This window comes from Halomonas sp. ND22Bw (assembly GCF_003011945.1).
In the GTDB taxonomy this organism is placed as follows: domain Bacteria; phylum Pseudomonadota; class Gammaproteobacteria; order Pseudomonadales; family Halomonadaceae; genus Halomonas; species Halomonas halophila.
Window position 1 is genome coordinate 83,420 of record NZ_PXWD01000007.1, and the last position, 25,362, is coordinate 108,781.

At 71.6% G+C, this 25,362-nt stretch carries 24 protein-coding genes; 12 read left to right on the top strand and 12 right to left on the bottom strand.

The features are described from left to right. Positions 1 to 5: 5 nt before the first annotated feature. Entirely contained in the window at positions 6 to 1,193 is a 1,188-nt protein-coding gene (locus CVH10_RS10570) for an MFS transporter (RefSeq protein ID WP_035596539.1), read from the top strand. Here the strand turns inward: CVH10_RS10570 and CVH10_RS10575 are convergent. The 4 genes from CVH10_RS10575 to CVH10_RS10590 all read right to left on the bottom strand — a co-directional run bounded on the left by CVH10_RS10575 (position 1,175) and on the right by CVH10_RS10590 (position 3,664). Beyond that, entirely contained in the window at positions 1,175 to 1,645 is a 471-nt protein-coding gene (locus tag CVH10_RS10575; RefSeq protein ID WP_106488651.1) for a DoxX family protein, read from the bottom strand. The genes CVH10_RS10570 and CVH10_RS10575 overlap by 19 nt on opposite strands. Beyond that, positions 1,642 to 2,439: a DNA-binding domain-containing protein gene (locus tag CVH10_RS10580; protein WP_106488652.1), complete on the bottom strand. Its 798-nt coding sequence runs from the start codon at positions 2,437 to 2,439 to the stop codon at positions 1,642 to 1,644. Before CVH10_RS10580 ends, CVH10_RS10575 begins: the two co-directional genes overlap by 4 nt. Next, a complete protein-coding gene (locus CVH10_RS10585) occupies positions 2,436 to 3,317 on the bottom strand; it encodes a DUF692 domain-containing protein (protein ID WP_106488653.1) in 882 nt (293 codons plus the stop codon). The genes CVH10_RS10580 and CVH10_RS10585 overlap by 4 nt, the downstream gene beginning before the upstream one ends. Before the next feature lie 65 nt (positions 3,318 to 3,382). Next, positions 3,383 to 3,664, bottom strand: a complete 282-nt coding sequence (locus CVH10_RS10590) for a DUF2282 domain-containing protein (RefSeq protein ID WP_035596548.1) — start codon at positions 3,662 to 3,664, stop codon at positions 3,383 to 3,385. 301 nt (positions 3,665 to 3,965) lie between these two features. On the opposite strand from CVH10_RS10590, the gene CVH10_RS10595 reads away from it, so the two are divergent. After that, on the top strand, positions 3,966 to 4,328 hold the full coding sequence (locus tag CVH10_RS10595; RefSeq protein WP_035596551.1) for a RidA family protein: 363 nt from the start codon (positions 3,966 to 3,968) through the stop codon (positions 4,326 to 4,328). 245 nt (positions 4,329 to 4,573) lie between these two features. Here CVH10_RS10595 and CVH10_RS10600 read toward each other — a convergent pair whose 3' ends face one another. Genes CVH10_RS10600 through CVH10_RS10610 form a run of 3 tightly spaced genes read right to left on the bottom strand, consistent with a single transcriptional unit; the run spans position 4,574 to position 7,700 of the window. After that, positions 4,574 to 6,085, bottom strand: a complete 1,512-nt coding sequence (locus tag CVH10_RS10600; RefSeq protein ID WP_181244387.1) for an ABC transporter permease — start codon at positions 6,083 to 6,085, stop codon at positions 4,574 to 4,576. Continuing rightward, positions 6,082 to 6,846: an ATP-binding cassette domain-containing protein gene (locus CVH10_RS10605; protein WP_106488654.1), complete on the bottom strand. Its 765-nt coding sequence runs from the start codon at positions 6,844 to 6,846 to the stop codon at positions 6,082 to 6,084. The genes CVH10_RS10600 and CVH10_RS10605 overlap by 4 nt, the downstream gene beginning before the upstream one ends. Continuing rightward, entirely contained in the window at positions 6,846 to 7,700 is an 855-nt protein-coding gene (locus CVH10_RS10610) for a putative selenate ABC transporter substrate-binding protein (RefSeq protein WP_106488655.1), read from the bottom strand. The genes CVH10_RS10605 and CVH10_RS10610 overlap by 1 nt, the downstream gene beginning before the upstream one ends. 194 nt (positions 7,701 to 7,894) lie before the next feature. On the opposite strand from CVH10_RS10610, the gene CVH10_RS10615 reads away from it, so the two are divergent. From CVH10_RS10615 to CVH10_RS10635, 5 genes are all read left to right on the top strand, one after another. Then, positions 7,895 to 8,644 (top strand): FadR/GntR family transcriptional regulator, encoded by a 750-nt coding sequence (locus CVH10_RS10615; RefSeq protein WP_106488656.1) that lies wholly within the window; start codon positions 7,895 to 7,897, stop codon positions 8,642 to 8,644. Positions 8,645 to 8,720: 76 nt separating this feature from the next. After that, positions 8,721 to 9,869, top strand: a complete 1,149-nt coding sequence (dgoD, locus tag CVH10_RS10620) for a galactonate dehydratase (protein WP_106488657.1) — start codon at positions 8,721 to 8,723, stop codon at positions 9,867 to 9,869. 11 nt (positions 9,870 to 9,880) lie between these two features. Continuing rightward, positions 9,881 to 10,861: a 2-dehydro-3-deoxygalactonokinase gene (locus CVH10_RS10625; RefSeq protein WP_106488658.1), complete on the top strand. Its 981-nt coding sequence runs from the start codon at positions 9,881 to 9,883 to the stop codon at positions 10,859 to 10,861. A 16-nt stretch (positions 10,862 to 10,877) separates the two neighbouring features. Beyond that, a complete protein-coding gene (locus tag CVH10_RS10630; RefSeq protein WP_106488659.1) occupies positions 10,878 to 11,483 on the top strand; it encodes a 2-dehydro-3-deoxy-6-phosphogalactonate aldolase in 606 nt (201 codons plus the stop codon). Continuing rightward, complete coding sequence (locus tag CVH10_RS10635) at positions 11,480 to 12,370, top strand: SMP-30/gluconolactonase/LRE family protein (RefSeq protein WP_106488660.1); 891 nt, start codon at positions 11,480 to 11,482, stop codon at positions 12,368 to 12,370. The genes CVH10_RS10630 and CVH10_RS10635 overlap by 4 nt, the downstream gene beginning before the upstream one ends. A 258-nt stretch (positions 12,371 to 12,628) precedes the next feature. Here the strand turns inward: CVH10_RS10635 and CVH10_RS10640 are convergent, their stop codons facing one another. Further along, positions 12,629 to 13,492: a MurR/RpiR family transcriptional regulator gene (locus tag CVH10_RS10640; RefSeq protein ID WP_106488661.1), complete on the bottom strand. Its 864-nt coding sequence runs from the start codon at positions 13,490 to 13,492 to the stop codon at positions 12,629 to 12,631. Positions 13,493 to 13,721: 229 nt separating this feature from the next. Here CVH10_RS10640 and zwf point away from each other — a divergent pair, with 229 nt between their 5' ends. From zwf to CVH10_RS10660, 4 genes are all read left to right on the top strand, one after another. Continuing rightward, a complete protein-coding gene (gene zwf / locus CVH10_RS10645; RefSeq protein ID WP_106488662.1) occupies positions 13,722 to 15,230 on the top strand; it encodes a glucose-6-phosphate dehydrogenase in 1,509 nt (502 codons plus the stop codon). Positions 15,231 to 15,350: 120 nt separating this feature from the next. Next, positions 15,351 to 16,016, top strand: coding sequence for a 6-phosphogluconolactonase (gene pgl / locus CVH10_RS10650; protein WP_106488663.1), 666 nt, complete (start codon positions 15,351 to 15,353; stop codon positions 16,014 to 16,016). Positions 16,017 to 16,045: 29 nt separating this feature from the next. Beyond that, the gene (locus CVH10_RS10655) at positions 16,046 to 16,708 is read left to right on the top strand and encodes a bifunctional 4-hydroxy-2-oxoglutarate aldolase/2-dehydro-3-deoxy-phosphogluconate aldolase (protein WP_106488731.1); all 663 of its coding nucleotides are present in this window, start codon (positions 16,046 to 16,048) and stop codon (positions 16,706 to 16,708) included. 279 nt (positions 16,709 to 16,987) lie between these two features. Beyond that, positions 16,988 to 17,431, top strand: a complete 444-nt coding sequence (locus CVH10_RS10660) for a hypothetical protein (RefSeq protein WP_106488664.1) — start codon at positions 16,988 to 16,990, stop codon at positions 17,429 to 17,431. Positions 17,432 to 17,531: 100 nt separating this feature from the next. Here CVH10_RS10660 and CVH10_RS10665 read toward each other — a convergent pair whose 3' ends face one another. The 3 genes from CVH10_RS10665 to ptsP are packed head-to-tail and all read right to left on the bottom strand — an operon-like array spanning position 17,532 to position 23,151. Then, entirely contained in the window at positions 17,532 to 19,289 is a 1,758-nt protein-coding gene (locus CVH10_RS10665; protein ID WP_106488665.1) for a PTS fructose-like transporter subunit IIB, read from the bottom strand. Continuing rightward, entirely contained in the window at positions 19,286 to 20,260 is a 975-nt protein-coding gene (gene pfkB / locus CVH10_RS10670; protein ID WP_106488666.1) for a 1-phosphofructokinase, read from the bottom strand. The genes CVH10_RS10665 and pfkB overlap by 4 nt, the downstream gene beginning before the upstream one ends. Further along, complete coding sequence (ptsP, locus tag CVH10_RS10675; RefSeq protein ID WP_106488667.1) at positions 20,260 to 23,151, bottom strand: phosphoenolpyruvate--protein phosphotransferase; 2,892 nt, start codon at positions 23,149 to 23,151, stop codon at positions 20,260 to 20,262. Before ptsP ends, pfkB begins: the two co-directional genes overlap by 1 nt. Positions 23,152 to 23,367: 216 nt before the next feature. Here ptsP and cra point away from each other — a divergent pair, with 216 nt between their 5' ends. Continuing rightward, complete coding sequence (gene cra / locus CVH10_RS10680) at positions 23,368 to 24,375, top strand: catabolite repressor/activator (RefSeq protein WP_106488668.1); 1,008 nt, start codon at positions 23,368 to 23,370, stop codon at positions 24,373 to 24,375. A 16-nt stretch (positions 24,376 to 24,391) separates the two neighbouring features. Here cra and CVH10_RS10685 read toward each other — a convergent pair whose 3' ends face one another. Continuing rightward, positions 24,392 to 25,348, bottom strand: a complete 957-nt coding sequence (locus CVH10_RS10685) for a carbohydrate kinase (RefSeq protein ID WP_106488669.1) — start codon at positions 25,346 to 25,348, stop codon at positions 24,392 to 24,394. Between the last annotated feature and the right edge of the window lie 14 nt (positions 25,349 to 25,362).

Genomic DNA, 25,362 nt, shown 5'->3' on the forward strand with positions numbered 1-25,362 from the left:
CACGCATGAGCTATCGCACCCTCTTGAGGGACCATCGGGGGCTGCTCGGCATCGCCTTCCTGGCGATGTTCTCGTCGAGCCTGGGGCAGAGCTTCTTCGTCGGCCTGTTCCAGGCGCCCATCGCCGAACGGCTGGGCTTCTCCGCCGGGGAATTCGGCACCGCCTATTCGCTGGTCACCCTGGCCGCCGGCTTCGCCATGCTGCGCCTGGGGCCGAGCATCGACTGGGTGGCGCCGCGCCGCTTCGCGCTGGCCATCCTGGCGGCGCTGGGCGTCGGCATCCTGCTGCTGACCGCCTCGCCCTGGTGGCCGCTGGGGCTGCTTGGCCTGGGGCTGGTGCGCCTGTGCGGCCAGGGCATGATGAGCCATCTCGGCAACACCCTGGCCGGGCGCGAGTTCGAGGGGCTGCGTGGCCGGGCCCTGGGGCTCGCCGGCATGGGGCTGATGCTCGGCGAGACCCTGCTGCCGCCGCTGGTGGCGGGGCTGCTGGTGTGGCTCGGCTGGCACGAGCTGTGGTGGGCGCTGGCCGCGGTGCTGGCGGCGCTGTGGATACTCGTGCTGGTGCGGGCTCCCTGGCCCGAGGCGCCCGGCGCACGCCCCGACAGGGCCGCGGCGGCGCAGGGGCCGAGGCCGTTTCGCGATGCACGCTTCTGGCGCCTGCTGCCGCTGCTGATGACCCTGCCGGTGGCCATGACCGGGCTGTTCATCTATCAGGCGCAGCTGACCTCGTCGATGGGCAGCTCGCTGGCGATCTATTCCCTGGCGCTGACCGGCATGGGGCTCGCCAAGCTGCCCGGCGCGCTGCTCGGCGGGCACTGGGTGGATCGGCTGGGCGCGGTGCGACTGGCCAGGCTCTACCTGCTGCCCTTCGCGCTGGGCCTGGCGCTGGCGCTCACCCTGGGCGGCCACCTCGCGATCTGGGCGCTGATGGTCGGCGGCGGGCTCGCCATGGGGGCTCAGGAATCCATCGCCACCAGCCTGCTGGTGCGGCTGTGGGGCGCCGAACATCTGGGGCGGGTACGGGCCACGCTGAGCGCGGCCATGGTCTTCTCCACCGGCATCGCCCCGGCGGTGCTCGGCGTGGCGCTGGATCTGGGGGCGTCCTTCCCGCTGGTGCTGGCCGGCATGCTGGCGCTGCTGGTCGGCGGCTGGTGCCTGGCCCAGGGCGTGCTGCGTCAGGCCGCCGATACCTGACAGCCCAGCAGACGGCTTAACAGGCGATCCAGCGACAGTGCGCCGGGGCCGCGCAGCAGCAGGGTCAGCAGCCCCGTGGCCCAGAGGCCGTGGGTGACCCAGGCATCGGGATAGACGAAGGTCTGGATCACCAGGGTCATGAGCAGCAGGCCCAGGGCGGCCAGGCGGGTCGCCAGGCCCGCCCACAGCAGCAGCGACAGCCCGAACTCGGCCAGCGTCGCCAGCCAGGCGGCGAGCACCGGCGAGATCAGCGGCAGGGCGTACTCGTGCTCGAACAGGAAGAAGGTGCTCTGGCTGATGGTGAAGCCGTCGACCTTGGTCAGCGCCGAGCGGAAGAAGACGCTGCCGAGCACGATGCGCGCCAGCAGGGCCACGAGATCGACGGGCAGTCGATCGAGGGCCGGCTCCAGGCGTCGATAGTAGAGTCTGAGCGGTGATATCAGCACGTTCATGGGCCGGCCTCCTCGTGCGGCTCGTCATCATCGGGCGCCTCATGGCGCTCGCACAGCGCGCCGAGGCCGAGCAGGGTGCCCAGCGCCTCGCCGGCCGCCGTCTCGCCGCGGGCCTCGGCGACCGCCGCCAGCGCGTCGCCCAGGACCGTGTCCCGATGCTCCCGAAGCCTGCGATACAGCGTGGCGGTGACGGCGTCGACGGGCGTCAGCAGCACGCGCTCGCCGCGGCGCACCGCCAGCCAGTCCTCCTCCCCGGCGACGACGGGGTCGTCCGTCGCCTCGTCCTGCTCCAGCCGCTGCCACAGCGCACCCACCGCGAAGCGACAGCGCACTCGCCGCGTGGCCGGCCGCGGCGTCACGCACAGGCGTGCCGGGTCGGGATGCTCGGCCAGCCGGGTGGCGTCCAGGGCTGGCGCCTCGGCGGCATGGCCGACGTCGAGCCGGGCGCGCTCCAGCCGGCAGACGTCGCTCGCGTAGCGATGGCCGGCCAGCGGCGGCAGGTCGTCCAGGAAGTCGGCGAAGCCGGCGCCGTAGCGTGCCAGCCGTGGCTCCCGGGGCAGGTGATCGCGGGCGTAGTCGCCGGCCGCGGCGGCGAAGTAGCGCGGGCCGAGCAGCGTCCGGGTATGGGGATAGGCGGTGGCCAGCGCCTCGATCAGGCTCTGGAGGACGTTGTTGCGATAGACGTCGAGTCCGGCGGGCCGGCCCAGCTGGTCGGCCCTGTCGTTGGCAGGAGCGGCGTCGGGGGCACGCAGGGCGGCGGCGAAGCGTCGCTGCCACTCGGCCAGGGCGCTCATGCCGGCATCCTCCTCGTCGGCGCCGTTGCTGTCAGCGCCTCGGCGCGCTGGGCGCGGGCCCGCTCGGCCTCCTCGAGCCAGCGCTCCAGCGTCGGCACCTTGGCGTCCCACTCGATCAACGTCGGCGCCTCGGCAGCGGCGGGGGCCCAGCGGTGGTACAGCGACCAGACGGACTCGGTGACCGGGCCGCCGTGATCGTCGATGCGCAGCGGCGGGTCGACGGCGGTATCCAGGCTGTGACCGGCCAGGTGCATCTCGCCCACGGCCTGCCAGGGCAGGGCGGCCAGGTAGGCGTCGAGGTCGCGGTGCAGGTTGAACGCGCTGATATAGGCGTTGTTGAGATCCAGCAGCAGCCCGCAGCCGGTGCGGGCCACCAGCTCGGTCAGGAAGTCGGCCTCGTCGAGCGTGTTGATCGGGATCGTCACGTAGAGGCTGGGATTCTCGATCAGCAGCCGGCGCCCCAGCGCCTGCTGGACGATGTCGATATTGCGGGCGAGCAGCGTCAGGCTCTCCTCGGTGAGCGGCACCGGCAGCAGGTCGTTGTAGCAGTCGCCGTCGAGCCGGCTCCAGGCCAGGTGCTCCGAGACCAGCGCCGGCTGGAGCCTGTGCACCAGCCCGGCGAGCCTTTTCAGATGGGCCGCATCGGGGCGCTCGGCGCCGCCCAGCGACAGCCCCACCCCGTGCACCGAGAGCGGATAGCGCTCGGCCAGCGCATGAAGCCGCTCGCGCTCGGGGCCGCCGGCGCTCATGTGGTTCTCGGCGTGCAGTTCCAGGAAGTCCGCCGGCCGGGGCGCGGCGAGCAGTGCCTCGACATGCTGAGGCTTGAGGCCGATGCCCACGGCACCGGGGGAAAGCGAGCGGGACAGGGGCAGCGACATGGCGATCTCCTCTGGGGCCGACCCGCCACGCGGCGGGCCGGGAGGGCTTCCGGTCGGGCCTGAACTCAGGGACGCTCGATCTCGCTCAGGCTGCCGTTGCCGTGGGGCGTTTCGATGCTGGTGCAGGTGCCTTCCGGCACCAGCGTCCAGGCGTTGCCCTGGTAGTCCACGGTGGAGGTGCCGGCGCAGGTGGTGCCCGGGCCCGCCTTGCAGTCGTTCTGGCCGGCCAGGGCCACGCCGTAGCACTTCTCCATGGCTTCGTCGTCCTGGGCCTGGGCGGCGCTCATGGCGCCCGCCTGGGCGATGGCGGTGGTGAACACGGCAGCCAGCATGGTGGAACGCTTCATGGGATCTCTCCTTCTGGGTCGTCGGGTGCGCCTCGTGGCGATTCGCCTGATACGCCCTGCTCTGTCGTGGCAATGGGGAAAGACTTACAGCGCGACAATCGCACGACGATGGTCATGCCGCCGAAGGCAGAGGAAGCATGAATGCCTCATCATTCATCTGGATGATATTTCTGCTTTAGTTTATAAAGTTGGTTGATATCGCTGCATATGAGGAAAACTTTGGTAGGCGTGACGGGTCGCTCGGCCTTGCACTGCGGTAAGATCATGGGCCTCTTTATTCCTCGATTTCAGGAGCGATGCCATGACCCTCCAGCGCCATGACACCAAGGCCCGCATGAGCCGAGCCGTGATCCACAACGGCGTGGCCTACCTGTGCGGCCAGGTGGCCGGCCCCGAGGCCCGCCAGGGCGACATCACCGCGCAGACCGAGAGCATGCTGGCCCGCGTCGATGGCCTGCTGGCCGAGATCGGCTCCGACCGCGAGCACCTGCTGACCGCCACCGTCTACCTCAAGGACGGCGGCGACTTCGCGGCCATGAATGCCGTCTGGGACGCCTGGGTGCCCGAGGGGCACGCCCCGGCGCGGACCTGCGTCTGTGCGCCGATGCCGGCCGATGAGCTGCGCGTGGAGATCACGGTCACCGCGCTGGTGAAGGACGCCTGAGCCGGCGTTCGAGCAGCCGCTTCCTGAGCGAGCGGCCATGAAACGGTAAAAGGCCGACGCGAATGCGTCGGCCTTTTGCGTTGGGTAGTGGCCTGTGTGCCCGATCCATCGATGACCGAAAAGTCGGCGAGCGAAGGTAAGACAAGGCAAAAATCAGCGAGGAAGCGGAGTTTACGGGCCGTAAATGAGCATTCCGAGAAGATTTTTAACGCCGTATTACCGAGCGCAGACACTTTTCGGAGCGGCTAGCGCAGGCAGGGGTCCTCGAGCGGCACCTCTCGGGGGCGAAGCCGGCGCGAGAGCGCATCCACGGCGATGTTGAGCCCGGCGGTGACCAGTAGCAGGAAGGCCGCCGTGTCGAACATCAGGTACTGGAAGTTCTCGTCGATGTAGTAACCGAGCGTTGCCACCCCCAGCATGCCGAGGATCGCCGTCTCGCGCAGGATCACCTCGGCCCGGTAGTAGAGCAGTGCCAGCAGGCTGGGGTAGACCCGCGGCAGCAGCTCGTAGGCCAGCCGCCCGGAGGCGGGCAGCCCGGGCATGCCGGGCTCCAGGCCGTCAGCGTGGCGGGCGGCGAGGAAGGCGATCAGCGCGCCGTTGTGCAGCGCCAGGGCCAGCCAGGCGGGCAGCAGCGAGGGGCCGAGCAGCAGCAGGAAGACGAAGGCCAGCATCAGCTCCGGCGTCGAGCGCAGCAGCACCAGCAGTCCGCGGCCGGCCAGCCGGGTCGCCGGATGGCCGAAGTGGCGGCTGGCCAGCGGCCACAGCGCCATCGCCACCAGCAGCGCGCCGACGGTGCCGAGCAGCGCCAGCAGCAGGGTGTTGCCGATGGCCGGGCCGAGCTCGGGGATGCTCGCGAACCAGTCGGCCAGCCCCGCCCAGTCGCCCGCCAGCAGCGGCGCCGGCCACAGGTCCTGGCTGACGAAGCGCCACAGCAGTCCGCCGTCCACCGCCGGCCAGGGGCCGAGCAGGAAGACGCCGCCGGCCAGCAGCAGCGGCACCAGCCGCCGGTGGCTCCACCAGGGCAGGGTGGCGATCAGCAGGTAGAAGCACCACAGCAGGGCGCCGGCCTCCGGGTAGCGGCCCTCGCGGAAGGCCGTCTCGAGCTGGAAGCCGAGCGTCGGCAGGCCGACGAAGCCCAGCAGCACGCTGGCGCGCAGGCCGCATTCGAAGCGGTAGCGGGTGTAGGCGGCGAGCTGGGTCCAGGCCAGCGGCAGCTCGGCGTAGAGGAAGCGCGACAGCCGCCCGACGCCGGGCGGCAGGGCGTCGGCCGGCGCGCGCGGGGTCTGTTCGAGGATCTCGGCGAACACCTTGGCGAAGATGCCGGCGTAGGGAATCGCCAGTGCCGCCAGGGCGGTCAGCGCCGAGAGCCCGAACACCTGCAGGAACAGCAGCGCCCAGAACAGCTCGTGGATGGCGCGCACGAAGGCGCAGCCGGCACGCACCAGCCGCGAACGGGCGAACAGCAGCGCCAGCGGGAAGCCCAGCACCACGCCCGCGAGCGTGCCCCATAGCGCCACCGAGACGGTCAGCCCCAGGGCATGGAAGGGCGACTCGATGCCGGCGAAGTCCGGCCAGGCCAGGCCCTGGAGCATCCGCCCGAGTTCCGTCCACGGGTCGCGGGTGACCACCGACAGATCGGCCAGCGGCAGCAGCAGCAGCGCCAGGGCGATCAGCGTCAGGGTGTGGCGGGCCAGGCGCGGGCCCGTGGCGCGGCCGGCCAGCCAGGACGGCCGACGCGGCAGGGTGGCCTCGCTCATGCACGCCCCCGGGAGCAGGGCAGGGACGCCGGCGAGGGCGCCGCGGGTTCGGGGGTCTCCCCGGACGGGGCGGTACCGTCGGCGTCCGGATAGAGGGCGTCGAGGTCGGCCAGGCTCAGCGTCGACGCCGGGGCGTCGATCACCAGCCGGCCGTCGCGCAGGCCCCAGACGCGGTCGAAGCGGGTCAGCGCCAGCTCGCGCTGGTGCAGGGCGATCACGCTGGTGGCGTGGCGTTGCTCGATCAGTCCCAGCAGGCGGTGGGCCTGGTGGGGGTCGACGCTGGCCACCGGTTCGTCGCCCAGGAACACCTCACGCTGCTGGTAGAGCGCCCGGGCGATGGCGGTGCGCTGGCGCTGGCCGCCGGACAGCTGCCCCACGGGGCGGCGCATCAGCCCGTCCAGGCCGACCAGCTCGCACAGCGCGGCCACCTCGCCCCAGGGGGCGCGCAGCGGCCGCACCAGGTTCCACAGGTTGGCCAGCGCCGAATGCTCGGCGAGCCGGCCCATGTAGACGTTGTGATAGACCGCCAGCCCCGGCACCAGGCCGTGGTGCTGCGGACACCAGGCGACCGCACCGCCGAGCCGCGTGCGCAGGGCCGCCAGCAGCGTGGACTTGCCGGCCCCGCTGGGACCGAGCAGGGCGACGCGCTCGCCGCGCGCCAGCCGCAGATGCACTCGGGGCAGCACCACCCGCTCGCCGTGGCCCAGATCGACGCCGTCGAGCGTCAGCAGTGTCTCGCCCGTGTCTGCCGTCGGCGCCATCAGCGCAGCAGGCCGAGCTCTTCCGCGACGTCCTCGATCGGCGCGTACATGGTGTTGTCGGCGGGGATGAAGGCCGAACGCGGGAAGCTGTCGAGCAGCTCGGGGTCGTCCATCCCCAGCAGCGCCTCGCGGACCCGGTCGGAGAAGCCCTCGCCGTAGCGCTCGTCGGCGTCGCCGCGCAGCGTCCACTGGTAGTCGGGGTAGCTCGGCGTGGTCCAGATCACCTGCACCTGGTCGGTATCGACGCGGCCATCCTCCACCGCGGCGTCCCACACCGCGTAGTTGACCGCGCCCAGCTCGTAGGTGCCGGCCTCGACCAGGGCGATGGTGCGCGAGTGATCGCCGGAGAAGCCGACCCGCGAGAACAGCTCGTCCGGCGCCTCGCCGAAGCGCTGACGCAGGTAGTGCTCGGGCATCAGGCGGCCCGAGGTGGAGGTCCGCGAGCCGAAGGTGAAGCTCATGTCCTCGATCGCGTCGGGCAGCTCGTCCCCTTCTTCCAGCCCCGTCGACCGGTGGGCGATGAAGTAGGTCTCGAAGGCCGCGTCCTCGGCGCCCTGGGCGATGGCCTGCGAGCCCGGCACCAGGCGGCGCGCCTGGACGCCGGAGAGACCGCCGAACCAGGCCAGCTGGACCTGGTCGTTGCGGAAGGCGGTGACCGCCGCGCCGTAGGACTTCACCGGCACGTACTCCACTTCGACGTCCAGCTGCTCCTCGAGGTAGTCGGCGACCTGGGAGAAGCGCTCGACCAGGCGCGACTGGTCCTCGTCGGGAATGGCGGTGAAGCGGAAAGTGTCGGCAACCGCACCCTGGGCGAACAGGGCGAGGGCGGCGGCGGAAGCGGCGATCCAGCGCATGGGCGGTCTCCTGGAAGGAAGCGGAAGGGGGCTATTGTTGTGGCTGGTGGCGGGCATGGCAACCCTGCCGGCAGGTAACCATTGGACCAAAGGCGCATGACGCGAGGCCCCGGAGCGGCTAGACTCTGTGGCCATAAATGTCTGACATTTCGTCCGCGACGTCCGAGGCGCCGCGACCCCGTGAGGAACCATCGATGAGTCTCGAGGATCTGGGCCCCCACCTGGGCGATGCCGACGCCCTCGCCCGGCGGCTGGCTCGGGCGCTGCTCGGCGGGCGCTGGCAGCCCGGCGACGCCTTCCCCAAGGAGCTGGACATCGCCGCCCACTGCGCCGTCAGCCGCAACCTGGTGCGCAACGCCCTGGCCAGCCTGACCGCCGCGGGCCTGCTCGAGCGCACCGCCGGGCGCGGCACCCGGGTGCGTGAGGTCGGCGACTGGCATCTGCTCGATCCGCAGATGAGCGACTGGCTGGTCGGCCTGACGCATCCCCAGCCGCAGCTGGTGCGCGAGCTGCTGGCGTTCCGCTACTCCGCGGAGCCGGTGGTGGCGGAACTGGCCGCCCGCGCCGCCGGCCCCGACGATCTGGCCCGCCTCGAGGCGGCCTTCCGCGGCATGGAAGACACCGCCGATGCCTCGGCGCTGGCCGGCCGGCACGTGGAGTACGACGTGGCCTTCCACGAGGCCATCTACGAGGCCAGCCACAACCTGATCTGGCGCCAGATGGGCCACCTGCTGCGGCCGTCGATCCTGGCCCTGGTGCAGCACTCCCAGCGCCCTGCCCGCGGCGACGACGGCCTCGGCGACAGCCTGGCGCGTCACGGCGCGGTGCTGGAGGCGATCAAGGGCGGCGACGGGCCGCGGGCCGCCCGGGCCGCCCGCGAGGTGCTGGGCCGCACCGCCCGCGACCTGGGCGTCGACACCGAGACCGGCGCCCGCGCCGACTGAGTCGACGGATTATCCGCGGTCGCCCTGCGGCGGCCGTTCACGCTTGACCGTTCATGCTTTCAGAAAGGAGCCATCCATGAAGATCACCCGACTCAAGACCTGGCAGGTGCCGCCGCGCTGGCTGTTTCTCAAGATCGAGACCGACGAGGGCGTTTACGGCTGGGGTGAGCCGGTCATCGAAGGCCGTGCCGCCACCGTCGAGGCCGCGGTCCACGAGCTGTCCGACTATCTGATCGGCCAGGACCCGCACCGCATCGAGCACCTGTGGAACACCCTGTATCGCGCCGGCTTCTACCGCGGCGGGCCGATCCTGATGAGCGCCATTGCCGGCATCGACCAGGCGCTGTGGGACCTCAAGGGCCGCGATCTGGGCGTGCCCGTGCACCAGCTGCTGGGCGGCGCCGTGCGCGACAGGATGCGCATGTACGCCTGGACCGGCGGCGACCGGCCGAGTGACGTGGGCGAGGGCGCCAGGGCGCTGGTCGATCAGGGTTTCACCGCCTTCAAGATGAACGGCACCCCGGAGCTGCAGATCGTCGACAGCCATCGCAAGGTCGACGAGGCCGTGGCGCGGGTCGCCGAGGCCCGCGAGGCGGTGGGCCCGGACGTCGGCATCGGCATCGACTTCCACGGCCGCGTGCACCGGCCCATGGCCAAGGCGCTGCTGCGCGAGCTGGAGCCCTTCCACCCGATGTTCGTCGAGGAGCCGGTGGCGCCCGAGCACCTGCCTTGCCTCAAGCACATTGCCGGCGGGCTCGGCTATCCGCTGGCCACCGGCGAGCGCCTGCATACCCGCTTCGAGTTCCGCGACCTGCTGGCCGACGGCATGATCGACATCGTCCAGCCCGATCTCTCGCACTGCGGCGGCATCAGCGAGGGCCTGAAGATCGCCGCCCTGGCCTCCGCCCACGACGTGGCCATGGCCCCGCACTGCCCGCTCGGCCCGCTGACGCTCGCCACCTCGCTGCACGTGGATGCGGTCAGCCACAACGCCTTCATCCAGGAACAGAGCATGGGCATCCACTACAACAAGGACAACGACGTGCTCGACTACCTGGTCGACAAGACGGCGCTCAGCATCGAGGACGGCTTCTGCGCCATTCCCCGGGGCCCGGGGCTGGGCGTGGAGATCGACGAGGCCTTCGTCGAGGAGCGCGCCAAGGTGGGCCATCGCTGGCGCAACCCGGTGTGGACCCATGACGACGGCTCCATCGCCGAATGGTAAGCGAGGCCGAGATGACTCAAGCGATTTCCACGCGGCTGGCCTGGGTCGCCGTCGACTGGGGCTCCAGCAACCTGCGCGCCTGGGCGCTGGCCGCCGACGGCGCGGTGCTGGCCGAGGCCGAGGCCGCCCGCGGCATGCTGGGCCTGGCCCCGGCCGACTATGAGCCGGCGCTGCTGGCCGTCATCGGCGACTGGCTGCCCGCCCAGGGCCGCATCACGGTGCTGGTGTGCGGCATGGCCGGGGCCCGCCAGGGCTGGCGCGAGGCGCCGTACCGCCCGGTGCCCACCGCGCTCGACGCCCTGGCCGAGGGCGCGGTGCGCCCGGCCGTCGAGGACGCGCGCCTCGACGTGCGCCTGCTGCCCGGCCTGTGCCAGGGCGCGGACGCCGGCGGCTTCGACGTGATGCGCGGCGAGGAGACCCAGCTCGCCGGCCTCGCGGCCCTCGAGCCCGGCGTGTCCGGCCTCGTCTGCCTGCCCGGCACCCATGCCAAGTGGGCGACGCTCGAGGATGGCCGCGTGCAACGCTTCCACACCTACCTGACCGGCGAGCTCTATCGCCTGCTGGCCGAACGGTCGGTGCTGGCCCACTCGCTCTCCGAGGACGATCTCGACAACTCGGCCTGCCGCGAGGCCTTCACCGCCGCGGTGGCCGAGGCGGCCGCCGCGCCCGAGGCCTTCACTCGCAAGCTGTTCGGGCTGCGCGCCATGGACCTGCTCGACAATGCCCTGCCGGATGGCGAGGCCCGCGGCGCCGTGCTGGCGGCCCGGCTGTCCGGGCTCGCCATCGGCCTGGAGCTGGCCGGTGCCTGCCGTGATCTCACCGCCGGCCAGAGCGTGCGGCTGATCGGCGGCGAGGCGCTGTGTCGCCGCTACGCCCTGGCGCTCTCGGCGCTGGGCCACGACAGCGAGATCATTGCCAACCAGCGCGCGGTGCTGGCCGGCCTCGGCCTGGCCCACGCCGCCCTCGCACACGCTGCCCCTGACCATGACTGAACAGGAGTCTCGTCCCATGTCCCTTCCGCTGATCGGTATCCTGCGCGGCATCACCCCCGACGAGGTCGTCGACGTCGGCGAGGCGCTGCTCGCCGCCGGCTTCGATCGTCTCGAGGTGCCGCTGAATTCCCCCGAGCCGCTGGAGAGCATCCGCCGCCTGGCCGAGGCGCTGGGCGATCGCGCCCATGTAGGCGCCGGCACCGTGCTGACGCCGGAGCAGGTGCGCGACGTTCACGCGGCCGGCGGCCGGCTGATCGTGTCGCCCAACTGCCGCCCGGCGGTGATCGAGGAGACCCGCCGGCTGGGCATGGCGTCCTATCCCGGCATCGTCACGCCCTCCGAGGCCTTCGACGCCCTGGACGCCGGCGCCACGGCGCTCAAGCTGTTCCCGGCGGTGCAGGTCGGACTCGAGGGCATGAAGGCGGTGCGCGCCGTGCTGCCGGCAGGCACCGAGCTCTATGCCGTGGGCGGCGTCGGCGTCGACAACTTCGCCCAGTGGCGGGCCGCCGGGGTCGACGGCGCCGGCCTCGGCAGTGCCCTCTACCAGCCCGGCCTCGGCGCCGACGAGGTCGGCGAGCGGGCGCGCAAGCTGGTCGAGGCCTGGCGGGCGGCGCAGCCATGAGTGGGGCGCGAGTGACCGGGGGCGCGCGCACGGCGGTGGCCAGCGGCTGCGAGCTGGGCGAGGGGCCCCAGTGGCACGCCTCGGCCGGCCGCCTGGTGTGGTGCGACATCCTCGGCCAGCGGCTGCACTGGCTCGAGGCGGCAAGCGGCGAGACCGGCGTGATCGAGCTCGATCACATGGCCTCGCTGGCCGCGCCGCTGGACGACGGCGGGATGCTGGTGGTGGGCGAGGATCGCCTGAGCCGCCTGGACCCCGCCTCCGGTGCGATCGAGCGGCTGATGGGCTTCGAGGCCGGCAGTGGCGTCACTCGCAGCAACGACGCGCGGGTGGATCGTCACGGCAGCCTGTGGCTGTCGAGCATGGGCAAGGGCGCCGAGGACGGCGCCGGCAGCCTCTACCGGCTGCACCGCGGCGAGCTTTCGCGCCTCAGGAGCGGGTTGACGATTCCCAACGCGATCTGCTTCTCGCCCGATGGCGAGCACGCCCACTTCGCCGACACGGCGCGCGGCATCGTCTATCGCTGGGCGCTGGACGCCGAAGGCTGGCCGGTCGGCGAGCCCGAGCCCTGGGGGGACTTCACCGGGCGAGAGGGCAATCCCGACGGCGCGGTGATCGATGCGGAAGGCGCCATGTGGCTGGCGCTGTGGGGCGCCGGCAAGGTGGTGCGCCTGGACCGCGAGGGCCGAGAGATCGACGCCATTTCCCTTCCCACCTCCCAGCCCTCCTGCCCGGCCTTCGGCGGCCCGGGGCTGGCCTCGCTCTACATCACCACCGCCCGCGAGGGCATGAGCGCCGAGCAGCGGGCCCGCGAGCCCGGGGCCGGCGATCTATTCGTCGCCGATCTTGCGGTGCCGGGGATCGCCGAGTCGACGCTGCGATTGAGCTGATACCGGCCATCTCTCATGGGCGCCGGGGACAAGGCGAAGCGAGGTTTTTTTGCCCATGGGTGAGGCGGATTCCGCCGAACGGGCTGGCCAGGGAAGGCCAGCACCGGTCCTGCAAGTGGAGCAGGATGCGAGAGCGAAGCAGGGCAAAAGAAGCGCCCAAGGATGGGTTTACAGCGTCCTCGTGGTGGTCCGGCACCCCGGGGCTTGTTGCCGGATCAGCCCATCTTCAAACAGCCAATCAGGCACTGCAAACCTTCTTCAGCCTGCGTCGCCCATCGGATAGCGGGTCTCGCGCAGGCTGTCCTTGATCTTCTTCAGATGGGGCAGGAAGTCCTCGCCGCGGCGCAGGGTCACGCCGGTGGCCAGCACGTCGATCAGCGCCAGCTGGATCATGCGCGAGGTCATCGGCATGTAGTGGTCGGTGTCCTCCGGTGCCGAGACCGCCAGGGTCTCGGTGCACTCGTCGGCCAGCGGCGAGTCCGGCGCGGTGATGCCCAGCACCACGGCGCCGTTGTTGCGCGCCAGCTGGGCAATGTCCACCAGCTCGCGGGTGCGCCCGGTGTAGGACAGGATCACCACCACGTCGCCGGTGTGGCAGGCGGCGGCGATCATGCGCTGCATCAGCACGTCGATATAGGCCGACACCGGGATGTTGAAGCGGAAGAACTTGTGCTGGGCGTCCTGGGCCACGGCGCCCGAGGCGCCCAGGCCGAAGAAGTGCAGCTGCTTGGCCTGGGTCAGGTAGTCGACCACCCGCTCGACCCGCGCCGGGTCGACCTCGCGCCGGGCGATGTCTAGCGCCGCGATGGTGGCGCCGAAGATCTTGCCGGTGTATTCGGCCGCGGCATCGCCGGGTTCCACCGCCTGGCTGACGTAGGGCGTGCCGCCGGCCAGACTCTGTGCCAGCTTGATCTTGAAGTCCGGATAGCCCTTGGCGTCGAAGCTGCGGCAGAAGCGGTTGACCGTGGGCTCGCTGACCGAGGCCGCATGGGCCAGGCTGGCGATGCTCATGCTGGTGGCGGCGGTCGGGTCGGCGAGGATGACGTCGGCGACCTTGCGTTCGGATCGGTTGAGCTCATCGAGGCGACGGCGAATGCGGTCCAGCAGATCGTGACTGACCATGCGCGGGGGAGTCTCCGTGAGGCGGTTGCGGCGTCGTTCGCCGCCGGTGTGTCGATATGATGTGGTGATTTAACTACATTATGTCCACTATCCTAGCGCGCGCGGGCGGGTAACGGCCAGCCGTGACCGCTCGGACCTCTCCATATTTAGTAGTAAATTTACAGAAGTTTTTGGAGATGGTCGGCGCAATAGGCTATTATTTTGTTAATTTAACCAGATGAGGGTGGTCATGAGCCAACACAAGCGGCCCCAGGATGGACGTTCCTTCGGCGACTTCGGTACGGCAATCGATCTGGCCCTGTTCGGCGCGCTCGGCGATCTGGCCCAGCGCAAGCTCTTCCCGGCGCTCTTCCATCTGGAGCGCGAGGGACTGCTCGATCCCTCCACGCGGCTGCTGGGGCTGGCCCGGCAGGAGCTGGACGCCGACGCCTTCAAGGCGCGGGTCGAGAAGTCCCTGAAGACCTACGTCAAGGCCGAGGAACTCGACCGCGAGGTGCTGGGACGCTTCATGGCACGGCTCGACTTCCTGCAGCTCGACTTCACCCAGCCCGAAGGTTACGCCGCCATCCGCGAGTGGCGCCAGGGCGCCGAGCAGCCGATGGTGGTCTACCTGTCGGTGGGCGCCAAGATCTACGGTGACATCTGCCGTCACCTGGACGCCAGCGGCAGCCTCGACGCCTCGAGCCGCGTGGTGGTGGAGAAGCCGATCGGCCACGATCTCGCGTCCTCGGCCGAGGTCAACGACGCCATCGGTTCGGTGTTCCCCGAGTCGAGCATCTATCGCATCGACCATTATCTGGGCAAGGAAACGGTCCAGAACCTGATCGCGCTGCGCTTCGCCAACCCGCTGTTCGGCACCCAGTGGAACCAGAACCACATCTCCCACGTGGAGATCACGGTGGCCGAGAAGGTCGGCATCGAGGGGCGCTGGGGCTACTTCGACGAGGCCGGCCAGCTGCGCGACATGGTGCAGAACCACCTGCTGCAGCTGGTGTGCCTGATCGCCATGGACCCGCCGGCCAACCTCGACGCCGACGCCATCCGCGACGAGAAGGTCAAGGTGCTCAAGGCGCTCAAGCCGTTCACCGACGAGATGCTGGGGCGTGACGTGGTGCGCGGCCAGTACATCGGCGGCACCATCGACGGCCAGACCGTGCCGGGCTACCTCGACGAGGAAGGCGCCAACACCTCGAGCCACACCGAGACCTTCGTGGCCATGAAGACCGAGGTGGCCAACTGGCGCTGGGCGGGCGTGCCGTTCTACATCCGCACCGGCAAGCGCATGCCGGCCAAGATGTCGCAGATCGTCATCCACTTCCGTCAGCAGCCGCACTACATCTTCGATCCGGACCAGCGCGACCTGGCCGCCAACAAGCTGGTGATCCGGCTGCAGCCGGAGGAGGGCATCGCGCTGGAGGTGCTGACCAAGGACAGTGGCCTGGACAAGGGCATGCGTCTGCGCCGCGGCCCGCTACACCTGGACTTCAACAGTGCCTTCCCCAAGGCGCGGATTCCGGACGCCTACGAGCGGCTGCTGCTCGAGGTGATGAAGGGCCAGCAGTACCTGTTCGTGCGCCGCGACGAGGTCGAGCACGCCTGGCAGTGGTGCGACAGCCTGATCGAGGCCTGGAACGACCGCGCCGAGGCACCGCGCCGCTACCCGGCCGGCTCCTGGGGGCCCGTCGCCTCCATCGCCATGATCACCCAGGACGGCCGCAGCTGGTATGAAGACTACTAAGGCATATGCGCCGGCTCCTGGGGCGACCCGTCGCGGCTCTCTCAAGACCGCCATGATCACCCAGGACGGCCGCCGCTGGTATGAAGACTACTGAGACCGGCAGGAACGAGGACGATTGAGATGAGCCAATCCCGTGAGCAACTGGCCCGGCAGCTTGCCGAGGCCGTGGCCGAGGCCCTGAGGGCCGACCTGGCCGAGCGCGAGCGCGCCCTGCTGGTGGTGTCCGGCGGCTCCACCCCGGTGCCGTTCTTCGAGGCCCTGGCCGCCATGGACCTGCCCTGGTCCCGCGTCGACGTGACCCTGGCCGACGAGCGCTGGGTCGCGGAAGACGCCGACGACAGCAACGCCCGCCTGGTGCGTGCCCACCTGATGCAGGGGCCGGCCGCCGCGGCCACCTTCGTGCCGCTGACCAGCGCCGCCGCCACCCCCGAGGAGGGCGTGGCCGAGGTCAGCGAGCGCCTCGCGGCGCTGACCTGGCCGGCCAGCGTGGTGATCCTGGGCATGGGCGGCGACGGCCATACCGCCTCGCTGTTCCCGGACAGCCAGGAGCTCGGCCTGGCGCTGTCCACCGCCGATTCGGTGGTGGCGGTGCGCACGCCGAGCCAGCCCCAGCCGCGCATCACCCTGAGCGCCGATCGGCTGCACCGCTGCCCGCGTCACTTCCTGCATATCACCGGCGAGGAGAAGCGCACAGTGCTCGGCCGTGCCCTGGCCGGCGACGACACCCGGGCGCTGCCGATCCGCGCCTTCCTGGCCGGCCCGCTCGGCATCTACTGGGCGCCCTGAGCCCCGGACCCCTTTCTGGAGCCATGACCATGACCATCGACAAACAGCTGCCTTCCACCCGCACCACCGAGATCGACAGCATCTGCCTCAAGGCCGAGGTGATCCCGGTGCTCGCCATCCAGCGTGTGGAAGATGCCGTGCCGCTGGCCACCGCCCTGGTCGAAGGCGGCCTTAGCGTGCTCGAGGTGACCCTGCGCACCGACTGCGCGCTGGAGGCCACCCGCCGCATCAAGGAGGCGCTGCCCCAGGCCAGCGTCGGCATCGGTACCGTGCTGACCCCGGCGCAGTATCGCCAGGCCGAGCAGGTCGGCGCCGACTTCGTGGTGACCCCGGGCACCACCGAGGCGCTCTATCGCTACGGCGTATCGAGCTCGGTGCCGATGCTGCCCGGCGTGGCCACCGTCTCCGAGCTGATGATCGGCTGGCAGTATGGCTATCGCCGCTTCAAGTTCTTCCCCGCCGAGGCCAGCGGCGGCGTCAAGGCGCTGAAGGCCTTCGCCGGCCCGATTCCCGAGGCGCGCTTCTGCCCGACCGGCGGTATCAGCCTGGACAACGCCGGCGACTACCTGTCCCAGCCCAACGTGATGTGCGTGGGCGGTTCCTGGCTGACGCCGAAGTCGCTGGTCGAGGCCGAGGACTGGAACGCCATCCGCCGGCTGGCCCAGGAGGCCGCGGAGCGCTTCCACCACTGAGTCTTTCGATCGACCCATCGGGTTCTCTCTCGACAGCCGTTGGCTGTCCTTGCGCCCCGGCCTTCATGGCCGGGGCTTTTTTGTGGCCTGCACCATGGACGATCAGGAGCGGGCGTGCCGCGTCCACGGCGGTGCGCGGCCTGCTCTCTCGAGACATCGACGTTGGTCTAATGCGCGTGAAATCAGCGTGATGGAGGCCTTGGCCCGCTCCTTGCTTGGTCTGGGTGACGTCGCTTGCGTCGCGGCGCCCGTCCCTTCGACAACACGAGGAAGCGACCCATGAACGATATCGCCCCGCTTACCCTGCTCGCCCAGGATCGGCTGACGCTGGCCAGTGGCCTCGAGAGTCGGGATCTCGAGCGCTACCGCCGCCTCGCCCGGGCGCTGGCCAAGCGCCACGCCGACATCAGCCGCGTGGTGGCCGACCTCGGCGCCGAGTGCGAGCAGCAGCTCGAGGCCCTGACCGAGGCCGCCGAGCGCATGGAGCTGACCGCCTGCGTCAGCCGCGACGAGACGCCCGCGATTCCCCCGGTCGAGGCCATGGGCGTCGACCAGGCGCTGAAGGAGGCGCTGGACGCCGCCGACGAGGCCAGCCGGCTGTCGCGCCTGCTGCTGGACACCAACGCCACGCCGGAGCTCGAGACGGCCCTGTTGTCCTTCGCCCGTCACAAGCAGCAGGAGTGCAGCCAGCTGCGCGAATGCCTCACGGTGCACGTGAAGTAGCTCGACCCGTGTCTCAACGAGAACGCCCCGGCAGGCCAGGATGGCCTGCCGGGGCGTTCTCGTGCCGGATGTCCTGCCGGTCGCTGGCTGGCGTCAGGCGTCAGGCGCCGGCCTCGACCGCCACCGCCTGGCCGCCGCGCTTGAGCGCCGCGTAGCCGAGGCCGGTGATCAGCGAGCCGATGACGATCGCCGCCAGGTACAGCAGCACCGGCGTGATGGCGTTGGGGATCAGCAGCACGAAGATGCCGCCGTGGGGCGCCATCAGCTTGGCGCCGAACAGCATCGACAGCGCGCCGGTCACCGCGCCGCCGACCATGCTGACCGGAATCACCCGCAGCGGGTCCTTGGCGGCGAAGGGAATGGCGCCCTCGCTGATGAAGCAGAAGCCCAGCACGAACGATGCCTTGCCCGCCTCGCGCTCCGGCTCGGAGAACTTCGACTTGGCGACGAAGCTCGAGATGCCCATGCCGATCGCCGGCACCATGCCCGCGGCCATGATCGCCGCCATGGGGGCATAGGTCTCGGAGGCCAGCAGGCCGACGCCGAAGGTGTAGGCGGCCTTGTTCACCGGCCCGCCCATGTCGAAGCACATCATGGCGCCCAGCAGTCCGCCGAGGAGCAGGGCATTGGTGGAGCCCATGTTCTCGAGGAAGGTGGTCAGCCCGGAGAGAATCGCCGCCACCGGCTCGCCGACCACGTAGATCATGGTCAGGCCGGTCACCAGGCTCGCCACCAGCGGGATGATCAGGATCGGCTTGAGCGACTCGACGCTGGCCGGCAGCTTGACGTAACGGGTCACCGCCTTGGCCACGTAGCCGGCGAGGAAGCCGGCCAGGATGCCGCCGATGAAGCCGGCGCCGATCTCGGAGGCCAGCATGCCGCCGATCATGCCCGGGGCGATGCCGGGGCGGTCGGCGATGGAATAGGCGATATAGCCGGCCAGCACCGGCACCATCAGCGCGAAGGCCGTGCCGCCGCCGATCTGCATCAGCGCCGCGGGCAGGGTGCCTTCCTCCTTGAAGGCCTCGATGCCGAACACGAACGACAGCGCGATCAGCAAGCCCCCTGCCACCACCATCGGCAGCATGAAGGACACCCCGGTCAGCAGGTGCTTGTAGACGCCGCGCTCCTTGAGGCTCTTCTTGGCCTCGCCGCCGCTCGCGGGCGCGGCGCTGCCGTCTTCCACCGCGGCCTCGGCCAGTGCCGCCTGGAGGGTCGGCTTCGGCTGCTTCAACGCGCTGCCGGTGGAGGTGCGATAGATCCGCTTGCCGGCGAAGCGGGTCGGGTCGACCTCGATGTCGCAGGCCAGGATCACCACCTCGGCGTCGCGGATCTCCGTCTCGGTCAGCTGGTCCTGGGCGCCCACCGAGCCCTGGGTCTCGACGCGGATCGGATGGCCCAGTGCCTTGCCCGCCTCGGCCAGGGCCTCGGCCGCCATGAAGGTATGCGCGACCCCTGTAGGGCAGGCGGTGACGGCCACGATGGCGCTGGCCCCGGCTGCGGTGCCGGGCTCGGAAACCGGCGTGGCGTGGGTCTCGCCGCCGGGCACGAAGGCCTCGGCCTCGCGCCGGGCGCGCTCGAGGAAGCCGCCCGGGTCGGGCAGCGCCTGGTCGATGGTCGCGCGGAACAGCGGCTTGCCCTTGAAGCGCTGCGGGTCCGGCACGTGGTCGGCGGCGACGACGACCAGGTCGGCGGTTGCGATGGCCTCGGCGGAGACCGGCTGCACCGGCGCAAGCTCGCCGTGCATCTCCACGGTGGTCTGCCAGCCCAGCCGCTCGGCGGCCTGCTCGAGGCGCCGGGCAGCGAGGAAGGTGGTGGCCATGCCGCTGGGGCAGGCGGTGATGAGGATGACGTTCATGCGAGGGCTCCCCCGGCGTCGTCGCCGCCAAGGCGGTGGACGCGCGTCTGTTGTTGGAGTGACGGGAAATCGGCGGCGCGGACGTTGCCCACGCCGACATGGCGGACCGCCTCGGCGGACAGCGCGGTGGCCAGGCGCAGCGCCGCGTCCGGCGCGTGCCCTTCGAGTACGCCGTGCAGCAGCGCGGCCAGCAGGGTGTCGCCGGCGCACACGGTGCTGACCACGGTCATGGCCGGCGGCAGCGCCTGCCAGGCACCGCGGCGGCTGACCCACAGCACGCCTTCGGCGCCGGCGGAGAGCACCGCCTCCTCGATGCCGGCCTCGTGCAGGCGGCGGGCGGCCGCCAGGCGCGCGGCCTCGCTGTCGAGGGGCATGCCGGCCCAGGCGGCGAGCTCCTGCTCGTTGGGCTTGACCGCGGTGGGGGTGGCGGCGATGGCGGCGGTAAGCGCCGGGCCGCTGGTATCGACCCACACCGGCAGGCCGGCGCCGCGCAACCGCGCGATCAGCTCGGCCAGTGCCTGGGGCGTGACGCCGGGCGGCAGGCTGCCGGCGATCACCACCGCCTCGGGGCGGCGGGCGTCATCGGCGGCCAGCGTCTCTAGCCGGTCGAGCAGCGCCTGCCAGGCCTCGGCGTCGATGGCCGGGCCCGGGCCGTTGACGTCGGTGACCCGGCCGTCGGCCTCGGCCAGCTTGGCGTTGATGCGGGTCTCGCCGGGCACGCGCAGGAAGGCGTCCTCGAGCCCCGCGGCCTCGAAGGCGCGCAGGAAGGGGCCGTCGTTGTCGGCGCCGAGAAAGCCCGAGACGCAGACCTCATGGCCCAGGGCGGCCAGCACCCGGGCCACGTTGACGCCCTTGCCGGCGGCCTCCAGGTGGGTGGCGCTGGTGCGGTTGACCTCGCCGGGCGCCAGCCGCTCCAGCGACACCGAGAGGTCCAGGGCGGGATTCAGGGTCAGGGTCAGCAGGCGAGCCATCAGCGGGCCTCCAGGGCGTCGCGGACCGCCTCGCCGGTGGCCTGAGAGAGCGCCAGCGCGGCCTGGTCGCGGGCCTCATCGAGGTCGAACTCGCGCAGCCGCGCCTTGACCAGCGGCACCTGGCGGGCGCTGACCGAGAGCTCGTCGACGCCGAGGCCGACCAGCACCGGCACCGCGGTGGCGTCACTGGCCAGCTCGCCGCACACCCCGACCCACTTGCCTTCGGCGTGGGCCGCGGCCACGGTCATCTCGATCAGCTTGAGCACCGACGGGTGCAGGCCGTCGGCCTGGGCCGAGAGCTCGGGATGGTCGCGGTCGATGGCCAGGGTGTACTGGGTCAGGTCGTTGGTGCCGACCGAGAAGAAGTCGACCTCGGCGGCCAGGGTCGGCGCCAGCAGGGCGCTGGAGGGGACCTCGATCATCACCCCGAGCTGGACGTCGTCGCTGCGCTCGCCGGCCGGCAGCTCCTCGAGCAGCCGGTCGAGGATGGCGCGGGCGGCGCGGAACTCGGCCACGTCCTTGACCATCGGCAGCATGATGCGCAGCGGCCGGGCGTCGCGCGGCGGCTCGGCCGAGGGCGCGGCGGCCATCAGCAGCGCGCGCAGCTGGGTCTCGAGCACCTCGGGTTTGGTCAGCGCCAGGCGGATGCCGCGCAGGCCGAGGAAGGGGTTGCTCTCCTGGGGCACCGGCCAGTAGGGCAGCGGCTTGTCGCCGCCCACGTCCAGGGTGCGGGCCACCAGCGGGCGGCCGTCGAGGGCGTCGAGGGCCTCGCGGTATTCGCCGATCTGGGTCTCCAGGCCGGGCATCTCGGCGTGGGCCATGAACACGAATTCGGTGCGCAGCAGGCCGACGCCCTCGGCGCCGCGCTCCACGGCATCGGCGGCGTGGGCGGTGTTGCCCAGGTTCGAGGCTACCTCGACGCGGTGGCCGTCGCGGGTGCGGGCCGGCTCGAAGCGGGCCTCCCAGGCCTCGGCCTCGCGGCGGCGGCGCTCGGCCAGGCGCTGCTCGGCGGCCTGGCGGCGTTCGGCGGCGGGGGCCGGGGTCACGCGGCCGCGTTCGCCGTCGAGGATCAGCTCGGTGCCGCTGGCAAGCGTCAGGATGCGTTCGCCGGCGCCGACCACGGCGGGGATGCCCAGTGCCCGGGCCAGGATGGCGCTGTGGGCGGTGGCGCCGCCGCGGGCGGTCAGCAGGCCGCGCACGCGGCTGGTGTCGAGGCGGGCCACGTCGGACGGGCCGATGTCGTCGGTGACCAGGATGTAGGGATAATCCGGCGGTTCGGGCAGCTCGACCCGGCACAGGATGCCCAGCACCCGGCGGCCCACGTCGCGCAGGTCGGCGGCGCGCTCGGCGAGCAGCTTGTCGGCCAGGCGCTCCTGGGCCTGGGCGGCGGTATCGATGGCCTCCCACCAGGCGGCCTCGGCGGAGGCGCCCTCGTCGATCCCCTCGCGGGCGGCCTGGTGGAGTTCGGGGTCGCCGAGCATCTCCTCGTGCATCGACAGGATCTGCGAGACCTCGCCGCCGCGGGCGTGCTGGATCAGCGCCTCGAGCTGCTCGCCACCCTCGCGGAGGGCAGCGTCGAGCCGCCGGCGCTCGGCGGCCGGATCGGCGGCGCGGGCCGGGTAGTCGAAGCTCGGCGTGGTCAGCACGAAGGCCGGCGCGATGGCGAGCCCCGGCGAGGCGGCCACCGCCGGGTGGGCGACATCGTCGGCCAGCGGCTCCAGGGCCGGGCTGTTTTCCGGCTCCGCGGTCACCGGCTCGCGGTAGGCGTCGAATGGCTCGACGTGCTCGCCGAGGCCTTCCTCCACGGCTTGGCAGACCGCGGCCAGCGCGGCCTCGGCGGTCTCGCCCTCGGCGGTGAAGATCAGCTGCTGGCCGCGGCGGGCGCCCAGGTTGATGACCTTGGTCAGGCTGGCGGCCGAGACGGCCTCGCTGCCGCCCTCGGCCAGGCGCACACGCACCGCGGTGCCCTGGGCGCGGGCGACCTGGACCAGCTGCTTGGCCGGGCGGGCGTGCAGGCCGTGGGCGTTGAGCACCGTGGCCAGGCGCTGGCGGGCGGCGGCGGACTCGCCGGCCAATCGCGCCAGCAGGGCGTCGGCATCGAGCCGGTGGAGGGTCTCGGGGGCGTCGCTCTCGAGCAGCGCCAGGATGCGCTCGAGCAGGCCGCGGTGGGCCTGGCCCTGTGCCGCCAGGCAGAACACGCCCTGTACCGGGGCGCCATCGGCCTCGAGTGGCTCGGCCGGGGTCGCCAGCGCCAGCGCCGGCACGCCGACGCCGCGGTCGCTGGCCACCAGCCACAGGCCGCGGCCCAGGGCGCGCGGGGCGGTCTCGGCCACGGCGGCGACGAAGGCGGCGTCGACGCACTCGGCCTGGCGCAGCCGGGCGGCGCCGGCCAGCGCCAGCTCGCCATGGTCGCGGGCGGGGAAGCCCAGGCACAGGGTGTCGGCGTCGAGTCTGGCCTCGACCACGGCCTTCGACAGCAGCTCGGCGATCTCGGCGGCCCGCTCGGCGCCGGCCAGGCGCTCGGCGATGCCGTCCTGGTCGAGCACATGGGTCAGCTGGCGCAGGATGTCGAGGTGCTCGTCGCTCTGGGCGGCGATGGTCACCAGCACGTGGACGCGCTGGCCATCGTGCCACTCGATACCCTCGGGGAACTGCAGCACCCGCACGCCGGTGGCGCGCACGTGCTCGCGGCTCTCCGGGGTGCCGTGGGGAATGGCGATGGCGTTGCCGAGGAAGGTCGAGGACTGGGCCTCCCGGGCATGGAGGCCGTCGCGATACTCGGGGGCGACCAGGCCGGCGGCGTGCAGCGATTCGGCGGCCTGATCCAGCGCGTCGCGCCAGTGCTCGGCGCGACAGCCGAGCAGGACGTCATCCTGGCGTAGGGTCAACATCGATGTCTCCGGTTCGTCGGGAGCGACGCCGGGCCATTCCATGGTTCCCGGGGCGTTGCGGTGGCTTGTGCGGGCAAGGTGAATCGTGTCACCTTCGATGACACGAATGCTGGAACGCTTCATCCGGCTTGGCAAGTCCAGATGTCTACGACTTTGGCAGGGGATGGTGGCGCGGCACTCCCGCGTAGAATGCCTCGTCCAGTCTAGGGGGAATCCATGACGCTCGCGGAAATCGCTCGTCTGGCCGGCGTGTCACGCACCACGGCCAGCTATGTCATCAACGGCCAGGCCGAGAAACGGCGCATCAGCCAGGACACCGTCGACCGGGTGATGGCGGTGGTCGAACACCATCGCTATCGGGTCGATCCCCAGGCGGCGGCCCTGCGCCGCGGCTCCAGCCGCACCCTGGGGCTGATCGTGCCCGACCTGGAGAACGTGACCTACGCGCGGCTGGCCAAGCGCCTGGAGCGCGGCGCCCGGGAGGCGGGCTACCAGCTGCTGATCGCCGGCTCCGACGACCGGCCGGAGGTCGAGCGCGACCTGGCGCTGGCGCTGCGCGCGCGGCGCTGCGAGGTGCTGATCACCGCCAGCAGCCTGCCGATGGACGATCCCTTCTACGCCGAGCTGCAGGCCGAGGGGCTGCCGGTGGTGGCCGTCGACCGCGGCTTCGATGCCGAGCGCTTCGCCAGCGTGGTCAGCAACGACGCCGAGGCCGCCGAGCGGCTCGCCGCCTCGGTGGTGTCGCCCGAGACGTCGCGGGTGGTATGGCTGGATGCGGTGCCCTGGCTGTCGATCACCGAGGAGCGGCGCAGCGGCTTCCAGCGGGCGCTGGCCGGGCGCGAGGCGGCGGCCCTGGTGCTGTCCGGGGAGCGCTACGATCGTGCCGAGGGCGCCCGGCTGATGCGTCGGGTCATCGACGAGCACGGCCTGCCGGACGCGCTGGTCACGGCGTCCTATTCGCTGTTCGACGGTGTGCTCGACACCCTGCTCGAGGCCGGCGGGCTGCCGGCATCGCTGCGGCTGGCCACCTTCGGCGACAGCCGGCTGCTGGATTTCCTGCCGGTGGCGGTCAATTCCGCCGAGCAGGATCACGATCGCATGGCCGAGGCGACGCTGGAGAGCGCGCTGGCCGCGGCCCGGGGCGAGGGCACCCCGGGGCGGCGGGCGGTGCCGCGGCGGATGCGCTGGCGCGCGGGAGAAGCGGGGGAGGGCGCCGCCTCCTGAGAAGGCGGCGACGCGATCAGGCCGAGGCGAGATCGTCCCGGGTGGGCAGTGCCACGTAGCTGCCCGGGCGGGTGACGGCGTGAGCGCCGCAGCGGCAGGCGAAGGCCAGGGCACTTTCCAGGCGTTGGGCGTCCTGGTGCCAGCCCTCGGCGAAGCCCTGCTCGGATAGGCCGGCCAGCAGCCCGCCGATAAAGGCGTCGCCGCCGGCGGTGGTGTCGACGGCCTGTACGGCCGGCGGGGTGACCGCCAGCGACAGCCCGGCGCCGAGGGCGCGCACGTCGCCGCCGCCGTCGGTGATCACCGCCAGCTTGACGCCGGCCGCCAGGCGCTCGGCCAGCCAGTCGTCCTCGGGATGATCGCCGCGCAGGTCGTCGACCTCCTCGCGGGACAGCTTGAGCAGATCGGCGCTGTCGAGCAGCCGGGTGACCAGGGCGCTGTCGGCGCGGCCGTCGGCCCAGAGGTTGTGGCGCAGGTTGGCGTCGACGCTGACCAGGCAGCCGGCCCGGGCCGCCATCTCGGCCATCGCCAGGGTGGTCTCGGCGATGGCCGGGTCGGTCAGGCTGTTGCTGCACAGATGCAGGATCGCCGGTTCGGCGAACACGCCGGCCGGCAGGTGTTCCAGGCGATAGAGCAGATCGGCGGCGGGCGGGCGATAGAAGTCGAAGGTGCGTTCGCCCTCGGCGTCGCGGGAGACGAAGGCCAGCGCGGTGCGCGCCTCGCGGGTGCGCGTCACGCCGGAGACGTCGACGCCCTGGGCCGAGAGCTCGGCGGCCAGGAAGTCGCCGAAGTGGTCCTCGCCGAGCATGCCGAGAAAGCGGCTGGGCACGCCGAGCCGGGCGCAGGCCACGGCGACGTTGGCCGGGGCCCCGCCGGCATAGGGCGTGAAGGTCTCAGGCGTGCGCTCGTCGGCCTCTCCCAGCCGGCTGGAGAGCATGTCGACGAGGGCTTCACCGAAGGCGATAACGGGCAGCATGGTGGGGTTCCTTG